Annotated in this window: 6 protein-coding genes and 1 pseudogene; all 7 read left to right on the plus strand. The window is 69.1% G+C overall.

Going from position 1 to position 9,628, the window contains the following annotated elements; translation table 11 throughout:
* Positions 1-62: 62 nt before the first annotated feature.
* Entirely contained in the window at positions 63-908 is an 846-nt protein-coding gene (gene map, locus QZ772_RS08590; protein ID WP_295524746.1) for a type I methionyl aminopeptidase, read from the plus strand.
* A gap of 14 nt (positions 909-922) precedes the next feature.
* Complete coding sequence (locus QZ772_RS08595; RefSeq protein WP_295524748.1) at positions 923-3,523, plus strand: [protein-PII] uridylyltransferase; 2,601 nt, start codon at positions 923-925, stop codon at positions 3,521-3,523.
* A gap of 1,025 nt (positions 3,524-4,548) precedes the next feature.
* Positions 4,549-4,647 (plus strand): K(+)-transporting ATPase subunit F, encoded by a 99-nt coding sequence (gene kdpF / locus QZ772_RS08600; protein WP_017757755.1) that lies wholly within the window; start codon positions 4,549-4,551, stop codon positions 4,645-4,647.
* Positions 4,647-6,446 (plus strand): potassium-transporting ATPase subunit KdpA, encoded by a 1,800-nt coding sequence (gene kdpA / locus QZ772_RS08605; RefSeq protein WP_295524750.1) that lies wholly within the window; start codon positions 4,647-4,649, stop codon positions 6,444-6,446. Before kdpF ends, kdpA begins: the two co-directional genes overlap by 1 nt.
* A 10-nt stretch (positions 6,447-6,456) precedes the next feature.
* Positions 6,457-8,628 (plus strand): potassium-transporting ATPase subunit KdpB, encoded by a 2,172-nt coding sequence (kdpB, locus tag QZ772_RS08610; protein ID WP_295524752.1) that lies wholly within the window; start codon positions 6,457-6,459, stop codon positions 8,626-8,628.
* A 19-nt stretch (positions 8,629-8,647) separates the two neighbouring features.
* Positions 8,648-9,232 carry a potassium-transporting ATPase subunit KdpC gene (kdpC, locus tag QZ772_RS08615; protein WP_295524754.1) on the plus strand — a complete coding sequence of 195 codons (585 nt, stop codon included), beginning with the start codon at positions 8,648-8,650 and terminating at the stop codon, positions 9,230-9,232.
* A 183-nt stretch (positions 9,233-9,415) separates the two neighbouring features.
* Positions 9,416-9,628: pseudogene (locus QZ772_RS08620) on the plus strand (hypothetical protein); the annotation flags it as partial.

Consider the following 9,628-nt stretch of genomic DNA (forward strand, 5'->3'; position numbering starts at 1 on the left):
CCGCTGACTGGGGCCGTTCGCGAAAACCCGGCATTTTAGGGGGCGAGTGGGATAATCCCCGGATGAGCATTACCTACCACGACGCCGAAGGCATTGCCGCGATGCGCGTCGCCTGCCGCCTTGCGTCCGAGGTGCTGGACTACCTGACGCCCTTCATCAAGCCCGGCATCACCACCAACGAGATCGACCGGCTGGCGGCCGAGTACATGGTCGGCCAGGGCACTACCTCCGCCACGGTGGGCTACAAGGGCGCGGGCGATGTGCCCTTCCCCAAGTCACTGTGCACTTCGGTCAACCATGTGGTGTGCCACGGCATCCCGGACGACAAGCCCCTGAAGAAGGGCGACATCATGAACATCGATGTCACCGTCATCAAGGACGGCTGGTACGGCGACAACAGCCGGATGTTCGTGATCGGCGACGCCTCCATCGCCGCCAAGCGGCTGTGCCAGATCACCTTCGAGGCCATGTGGCACGGCATCCTGCAGGTCAAGCCCGGCAACCACCTGGGCGACGTGGGCCACGCCATCCAGCGCTTCGCCGAGGGCAACGGCTATTCGGTGGTGCGCGAGTTCTGCGGCCATGGTGTCGGCCGCACTTTCCATGCCGAGCCCCAGGTGCTGCATTACGGCCGCCCGGGCACCATGGAAGAGCTCAAGCCCGGCATGATCTTCACCATCGAGCCGATGATCAACGCCGGCAAGCGCGACATCAAGGAAGACCACCGCGGCGGCCGCTACGACGGCTGGACCATCGTCACGCGCGACCGCTCGCTTTCCGCCCAGTGGGAGCACACGGTGCTGGTCACCGAGACGGGCTATGAGGTCCTGACCCTGTCCGCCGGCAGCCCACAGCCCCCGGCCTTCGTGCCTGCCGCCAGCGGCCAGGCGGCGCCCGTCGCCGCCTGACGCGTCCGGCTGGCATGGGTTTCTCCGTCGCCGTCGACTTGCCGGCCAGCCTGCGCGAGCAGCTGCGCGCCGGCAAGAATGCCGTGTTCGATCGCCTGTGCGCGCCGCAGGGCGTGCGCAACATCCACGCCGTGCTCAAGGAGCTGGCGGGCCAGGCCGATGCGGCCCTGCGTGCCTTGTGGCAGGACGCCGGCTTCGGCGACGAGCTCGCCCTGGTGGCCGTGGGTGGCTACGGCCGCGGCGAGCTTTTCCCGTATTCCGACGTCGACGTGCTGCTCCTGCTGCCTGCCGGGAGCGAGCTCGAGGCCGCACGGCTGGAGGCCTTCATCGGCCGCTGCTGGGACGCCGGGCTGGAGATCGGCTCCAGCGTCCGCACGCTCGACGAGTGCCTGAGCGAATCGGCCAAGGACGTCACCGTGCAGACGGCCCTGCTCGAGTCCCGCCATGTGTGTGGCAGCAAGCGGCTGTTCACGGCCTTCCGCAAGGCCTTCGACGAGGCGATGGATCCCCACGCCTTCTTCCTGGCCAAGGCCCAGGAGATGCGGCACCGCCACCAGAAGCACGATGGCACGCCCTATTCGCTGGAGCCCAACTGCAAGGAATCGCCGGGCGGCCTGCGCGACCTGCACACCGTGCGCTGGGTGGCGCAAGCCGCCGGCCTGGGCAAGCGCTGGGAAGACTATGCGCGCAACGGCCTGGCCACGCACTTCGAGGTCAAGCAGATCAAGCGCAACGAGGCGCTGCTCTCGCTGATTCGCGCCCGCCTGCACGCGGTGGCCAAGCGCCGCGAAGACCGCCTGGTCTTCGACCTGCAGACCGCCGTGGCCCAGACCTTCGGCTACCAGAACGAGACGGGCCGCCGCGCCAGCGAGGCGCTGATGCGCCGCTACTACTGGGCGGCCAAGGCGGTCACGCAGCTCACCGAGATCCTGATGCTGAACATCGCCGAGCGGATCAACCCGCAGTCGGCCACGCTCACCCGCATCAACGACCGCTTCTTCGAGAAGGGCGGCACCATCGAGGTGGCCAGCGACGACCTGTACGAGAAGGATCCGCACGCCATCCTCGAGACCTTCCTGCTCTACCAGAAGACCATCGGCGTCAACGGCCTGTCGGCGCGCACGCTGCGTGCGCTCTACAACGCCCGCGGCCGCATGGACAGCCGCTTCAGCAACGACAAGGTCAATCATGCGACCTTCATGCGCATGCTGCTGGAGCCCCGCGGCATCACGCATGCCATGCGTCTGATGAACCAGACCTCGGTGCTGGGCCGCTACCTGCGCGTCTTCCGCGGCACGGTGGGGCAGATGCAGCATGACCTGTTCCACGTCTACACGGTGGACCAGCACATCCTGATGGTGCTGCGCAACGTGCGCCGCTTCTTCATCGCCGAGCATGCGCACGAGTACCCCTTCTGCTCGCAGCTGGCGGCCGGCTGGGACAAGCCCTGGATCCTGTACGTGGCCGCCCTCTTCCACGACATCGCCAAGGGCCGCGGCGGCGACCATTCCGAACTGGGTGCGCGCGACGTGCGCCGCTTCTGCCAGAAGCACGGCATCGGCCGCGAGGACACGCGGCTGATCGAGTTCCTCGTCGCCAATCACCTGGTGATGAGCAACGTGGCGCAGAAGCAGGACCTGTCCGACCCCGAGGTGATCGGCGCCTTCGCCCAGCGCGTCGGCAGCGAGCGCTACCTGACGGCGCTCTACCTGCTGACGGTGGCCGACATCCGCGGCACCTCGCCACGTGTGTGGAATGCCTGGAAGGGCAAGCTGCTGGAAGACACCTACCGCCGCACCTCGCGCGCGCTGGGCGGCCACCTTCCCGACCCCGACGCCGAGGTGGAGGCCCGCAAGCGCGAGGCGCTGACGCTGCTGCAGCTGCATGCCCAGCCTTTCGAAGCGCACAAGGCGCTGTGGGACACGCTGGACGTGAGCTACTTCATGCGGCACGACGCGGGCGAGATCGCCTGGCACGCCAAGAAGCTGTCGCGCTTCGTCGCGCCCAAGGGCATCCCGGCCGATCCGCATGCCAAGGCCATCGTGCGGGCCCGCCTGTCGCCGGTGGGCGAAGGGTTGCAGGTGGTGGTCTACACGCCCGACCAGCCGGACCTGTTCGCGCGCATCTGCGGCTATTTCGACCAGGCGTCGTTCAGCATCCTGGACGCACGGGTGCACACGGCCGCCAACGGCTATGCGCTGGACACCTTCCAGGTGGTGACCACCTTTTTGCCCGAACACTACCGCGAGCTGATCAGCATGGTGGAGACCAATCTGGCACAGACGCTGGACGAATGGGGCGAACTGCCGGCGCCCAGCCGTGGCCGGGTGTCGCGGCGGGTACGCAGCTTTCCGATCCAGCCGCGGGTCTATCTCACGCCGGACGAGAAGGCGCAACGCTGGCTGTTGACCATCTCGGCGAGCGACCGGGCCGGGCTGCTCTACAGCGTGGCCCGCGTGCTGGCGCGCCACCACCTGCACCTGCAACTGGCGAAGGTGACGACGCTGGGCGAGCGGGTGGAGGACAGCTTCCTGATCAGCGGTCCCGAGCTGTATGGCCAGAAGGGGCAGTTGGCGATCGAGACGGAGCTGATCGACGCGCTCGAAGCGGCCTGAGCGCGGGGAGGCAAGCGGCTGCGGTCTTCCGGTCGCACAAGTGGCTGTAGCAGTATCCCGGCGGAGGACGTCGGCATGCGCGCTCCCGGTGCACGCTCGCGCTGACCGACTTGCCTCACCAGAGGCGTGCTCGCCTTCGACCGACGTGCTTTGGGCACTGCACGGCGCCGCGAATGGCACCTCCGCACGCACACCGCCATCCTCCGCCTCGACGGTGCACGCGAGCCCTCCCCTCTTAGGGCCGAAGGTTCACGGGACCTCTCGGGGCCACATGGGTCAGCCAACCCCGACCGTTCGGGCTGAGCCTGTCGAAGCCCCGCGCGGGCGCTGCGTCGCACCGGTCAGGGCGGGTCGGACGTTGACGCCGCGCGCCGTCGTGCCCTTCGACAAACTCAGGGCGAACGGACTCGGAGGCCCCTGGCGGCAAATCCGGCGATTCGGGACCACCGTCGAGGCGGAGGATGGCGGTGTGCGTGCGGAGGTGCCATTCGCGGCGCCGTGCAGTGCCCAAAGCACGTCGGTCGAAGGCGAGCACGCCTCTGGTGAGGCAAGCCGGTCAGCGCGAGCGTGCACCGGGCGCGCGCATGCCGACGTCCTACGCCGGGTTAGCGGCCCATCTTTCGTGCACCCCGACGCGGCGAGCCGAGCAGCGTAGCCGTCGGCCCGGCCCGGCTCGGCCCGGCTCGGCTCGGCTCGGCTCGGCTCGGCCCGGCTCGGCTCGGCTCGGCTCAACTCAGCATCACCATCGCCACGACCATCGCCACCGCCGATCCCTGAGGCGAACCCAGCAACGCCCGCCGCTCGCATGCACCCCCGTCGCCATCTTTACGCCGTTTTGATACGGCCCCCCACAGTCTCTACACCGTCTTGACGCGCCCCTTCAGACACTGCCAGCCATCGTCTTTCCGACCACTGGAGTGAGAAATGGACATCGTCTGGCTCGCCGCCATCGCCGCCCTGTGGGCCGGCATGGTGGCGCTGGTGTATGCGCTGGCCGCCATGGAGCGGCCGAACGGGGGACGGCCATGATGTCGCTCGCCGCCCTCTACGGACTAGCCGGCACGCTGGCCGCCCTGCTGCTGGCCTACCTGGTCTATGCACTGATCCGGGCGGAGGACTTCTGATGACCGCCTCCGCCTGGACCCTCCTGGCCGTCTTCCTCGGCCTTCTACTGCTTCTCGCCTGGCCGCTGGGCCGCTGGCTGGCCGCGCTCTGCGAAGGCCGCATGCCGCGCTGGATCGCCCGCATCGAGGCGCCGCTCTACCGCCTGGCCGGCGTCGAGCCCAATGCCTCGATGGGTTGGATGAGCTACGCCCTCGCCCTGCTCGCCTTCAATGCCCTGGGCGCCCTGGCCGTCTACGGCCTGCAGCGCCTGCAGGCCCTGCTGCCGCTCAACCCGGCGGGCCTGCCGGCCGTCTCGGGCGACTCGGCCTTCAACACCGCGCTCAGCTTCGCCACCAACACCAACTGGCAGGGCTACGCCGGCGAAAGCACCATGAGCTACCTCACGCAGATGCTGGCGTTGACGGTGCAGAACTTCCTCTCGGCGGCGACCGGCATCGCCGTGGCCTTCGCGCTGATCCGCGGCTTTGCCGCCCGCGGCGAGGCGGGCCGCCGCAGCGCCCGCTTCGGTGCCATTGGCAATGCCTGGGCCGATCTCACGCGGCTCACGCTGTGGCTGCTGCTGCCCATCGCCTTCGTGCTGGCACTCGTCTTCGTCAGCCAGGGCACGATCCAGAACTTCGACGGCTACAAGACTGTCACGACGATCGAGTCGACCGTCTACCAGGACCCGCAGAACGGCCCCGACGGCCAGCCGCTCAAGGACGCCGCCGGCAATCCCGTCACCAAGGAAGCCACCACGCAGTCGCAGACCCTGCCCATGGGCCCCGTCGCCTCGCAGGAGGCCATCAAGATGCTGGGCACCAACGGCGGCGGCTACTTCAACGCCAATTCGGCCCATCCCTTCGAGAACCCGACGGCGCTGACCAACCTGCTGCAGATGCTGGCCATCTTCGCCATCCCCGCCGCGCTGTGCCTGGCCTTCGGCGAGGTGGTGGGCGACCGGCGCCAGGGCTGGGCGATCCTGGGTGCGATGACAGCGATCTTCGTCGTCGGCGTGATCGTCGCCACGGGCGCCGAGCAGGCCGGCAACCCACTGCTGGCCGCCCTGGGCGTGGACCCGTCGGCCGGCAACTGGGAAGGCAAAGACCTGCGCTTCGGCATCGCCGCCTCGGCCCTGTTCGCCGTGGTGACGACCGCCGCCTCCTGCGGCGCGGTGATCGCCATGCACGACTCGCTCACGCCGATGGGCGGGCTGGTCACGCTGGTCATGATGCAACTGGGCGAGGTGGTGTTCGGCGGCGTGGGCTCGGGCCTGTACGGCATGCTGGTGTTCGCCATCCTGGCCGTGTTCATCGCCGGCCTCATGATCGGCCGCACGCCGGAGTACCTCGGCAAGAAGATCGAGGTGTACGAGATGAAGCTGATCGCCATCGCCATCCTCGTCACGCCGATCCTGGTGCTGCTGGGCACGGCCGTGGCGGTGAGCGTGGAGGCCGGCCGCGCCGGCGTCGCCAACCCGGGGGCGCATGGCTTCTCGGAGATCCTGTACGCCTTCACCTCGGCCGCCAACAACAACGGCAGCGCCTTCGCCGGCCTGTCGGCCAACACGCCCTTCTACAACACGATGCTGGGCGTGGCCACCTGGCTGGGCCGCTTCGCCGTGATGGTGCCGGTGCTGGCCAGTGCCGGCGCCCTGGCCGCCAAGCAGCGCCTGCCGGTGACGGCCGGCACGCTGCCCACCCACGGACCGCTGTTCGTGGTGCTGCTGATCGGCACGGTGCTGCTGGTCGGCCTGCTCAACTACGTGCCGGCGCTGGCCCTGGGCCCCATCGTCGAGCAGCTGATGCTCTGGAAGTGAGGCGCGCCCCATGAACAACAACACGCTTTCCCTGTTCGACGGCGCGCTGGTGCGCCCCGCGCTTGTCGCCTCCTTCACCAAGCTGAGCCCACGCGTGCAGTGGCGCAACCCGGTGATGTTCGTCGTGTACGTCGGCAGCATCCTGACCACGCTCCTGTGGGTGCACAGCCTCAACTTTCCCGGCGACACCGGCATGCGACCCGGCTTCATCCTCGCGGTGTCGCTGTGGCTGTGGTTCACCGTGCTCTTCGCCAATTTCGCCGAGGCGCTGGCCGAAGGCCGCAGCAAGGCCCAGGCCGCCTCGCTGCGAAGCCTGCGCAAGGACAGCTGGGCCAAGAAGCTCGAAGGCGCACCGCGCGAGATGGCGCGGCTGGCCGAGCAGCTGGCCCGCGTGCGCGCCGAAGGCGCCGCGCCCGAGCCCGCCACGGCCGATTCCACCAGCGCCATCTGGCGACCCGAGCGCGCCACCAACCTTCGCAAGGATGACGTGGTGCTCGTCGAAGTCGGTGACATGATTCCACTGGACGGCGAGGTCATCGAAGGCGTGGCCTCGGTGGACGAATCGGCCATCACCGGCGAATCGGCACCGGTGGTGCGCGAATCCGGCGGCGACTTCTCCTCCGTCACCGGCGGCACCCGTGTGCTGTCGGACTGGCTGGTGGTGCGCATCGGCGTGAACCCGGGCGAGTCCTTCCTGGACCGCATGATCGGCATGGTGGAAGGTGCCAAGCGGGCCCGTACGCCCAACGAGATCGCGCTGACCATTCTGCTGGTGGCGCTGACGCTGGTCTTCCTGATGGTGACGGTGACGCTGCTGCCTTATTCGCTCTTCAGTGTGCAGGCGGCGGGCACCGGCACGGTGGTGTCGATCACGGCGCTGGTGGCGCTGCTGGTGTGCCTGATCCCGACCACCATCGGCGGCCTGCTGTCGGCCGTGGGCGTCGCCGGCATGAGCCGCATGATGCAGGCCAACGTGATCGCCACCTCGGGCCGCGCCGTCGAGGCTGCCGGCGACGTGGACGTGCTGCTGCTGGACAAGACCGGCACCATCACCCACGGCAACCGCCAGGCCTCAGCATTTCTTCCGGCGCCGGGCGTGAACAAGGCGCGCCTGGCCCATGCGGCGCAGCTGGCCTCGCTGGCCGACGAGACGCCCGAGGGCCGCAGCATCGTCGAGCTGGCCCGGCGCGAGGGCGTGGACGTCGCGCCCGTCGATGGCGCTGTGTTCGTGCCCTTCACCGCCCAGACCCGCATGAGCGGCGCCGACCTGCCCGCCGCCGCGCTGGACCTGGCGGGCGACCCCGTGCCGCTGCGCAAGGGTGCCGTGGAAGCGGTGCGCCGCCATGTCGAAGCCCTGCGCGGCACCATGCCGCCCGAGCTGCTGCGTGCCGCCGACGAGGTTGCCCGCCGCGGCAGCACACCGCTGGCCGTGGCCGAAGGCGCCCGCGTGCTGGGCATCGTCGAGCTCAAGGACATCGTCAAGACCGGCATCCGCGAGCGCTTCGCACAGCTGCGGCGCATGGGCATCCGCACGGTCATGATCACCGGCGACAACAAGCTCACCGCGGCCGCCATCGCGGCCGAGGCCGGCGTGGACGACTTCCTGGCCGAGGCCACGCCCGAGGACAAGCTCAAGCTCATCCGCCAGTACCAGTCCGACGGCCGGCTGGTCGCCATGACGGGCGACGGCACCAACGACGCCCCCGCCCTGGCCCAGGCGGACGTGGCGGTGGCCATGGGCAGCGGCACACAGGCCGCCAAGGAGGCGGGCAACATGGTCGACCTGGACTCCAACCCCACCAAGCTGCTGGAGGTGGTGGAAACCGGCAAGGCCCTGCTGATGACGCGCGGCGCGCTCACCACCTTCAGCATCGCCAACGACGTGGCGAAGTACTTCGCCATCATCCCGGCCATCTTCGTGAGCACCTATCCGCAGCTGGCGGCGCTGAACGTGATGCGGCTGGAAAGCCCCTCCTCGGCCATCCTGAGCGCGGTGATCTTCAACGCGCTGATCATCGTCTTCCTCATCCCGCTGGCGCTCAAGGGCGTGCGCTACCGGCCCATCGGCGCCGCCGCGCTGCTGCGCCGCAACCTGGCCATCTACGGCCTGGGCGGCCTGCTGGTCCCCTTCGTCGGCATCAAGCTCATCGACCTGCTGCTGGCCGCGGTCGGCCTGGTCTGAATCTCTGGAGATGTTCGCCATGACGAAGCAAAACATTCTGCGTCCCTGTCTGGTGCTGTTCACCGCCCTGAGCGTGGTCACCGGCGTGGTCTATCCCGTCGCCGTGACCGGCGTGGCCGGCACGCTGTTCCCGAAGCAGGCGGCCGGCAGCCTGGTGGAGCAGGACGGTAAGGCCGTGGGCTCCATGCTCATCGGCCAGAACTTCAGCGACCCCGGCCACTTCTGGGGCCGGCCCTCGGCCACCGCGCCGCAGCCCTACAACGGCAGCGGCTCCTCGGGCTCCAACCTGGGGCCGCTGAACCCGGCGTTGACCGATGCCGTGAAGGCCCGCGTCGAGGCCCTGCGCGCCGCCGACCCTGGCAACACCACGCCGGTGCCGGCCGACTTGGTGACGGCCTCGGCCAGCGGCCTTGATCCGCACATCAGCCCCGAGGCGGCCCGCTACCAGGCCGCACGGGTGGCGCGGGTGCGAGGCCTCGATGCCGCAAAGGTGGAATCGCTGATCGACGCGCAGGTGCAGCGGCCCGCCCTGCCCTTCCTGGGTGAGCCGGTGGTCAACGTGCTGGCCCTCAACCTGGCGCTGGATGGGCTGGCCCACCGCTGAAAGCGCCCCATGCTCGCCGACCTTCTTGCCGCCGCCACGGCCCTGGTGGCCGTGCTGCTGCCCACCGGCGTGGCCTGGCTGATCGTGCGCGGCTGCGAACGCCATGCACGCCGCCGCCGGCCGCGCTGAGACCGCACCACGCCTCCGCCTCAACTTTCCTCCGCATCGAAGATGCCTTCTTTCATGACCTTCCGCGCTTCCCTGTTCTGCGTCCTTGGCCTCGGCCTGATCGCCCTCAACGCCCATGCCCAATCCGAACCGACGGCAGCCGACGCGGCCCCGCAGCCCTCGCCGCTGACGGCGAACGTTTCGCTGACGAGCAACTACAAGTTCCGCGGCCAGGACCAGGACACCATCGGCAACAACGGCTTCTACAAGACCAACGCCGCCAAGCCC

The sequence above is a fragment of the uncultured Pseudacidovorax sp. genome (assembly GCF_913773995.1).
Lineage (GTDB): Bacteria > Pseudomonadota > Gammaproteobacteria > Burkholderiales > Burkholderiaceae_C > Xenophilus.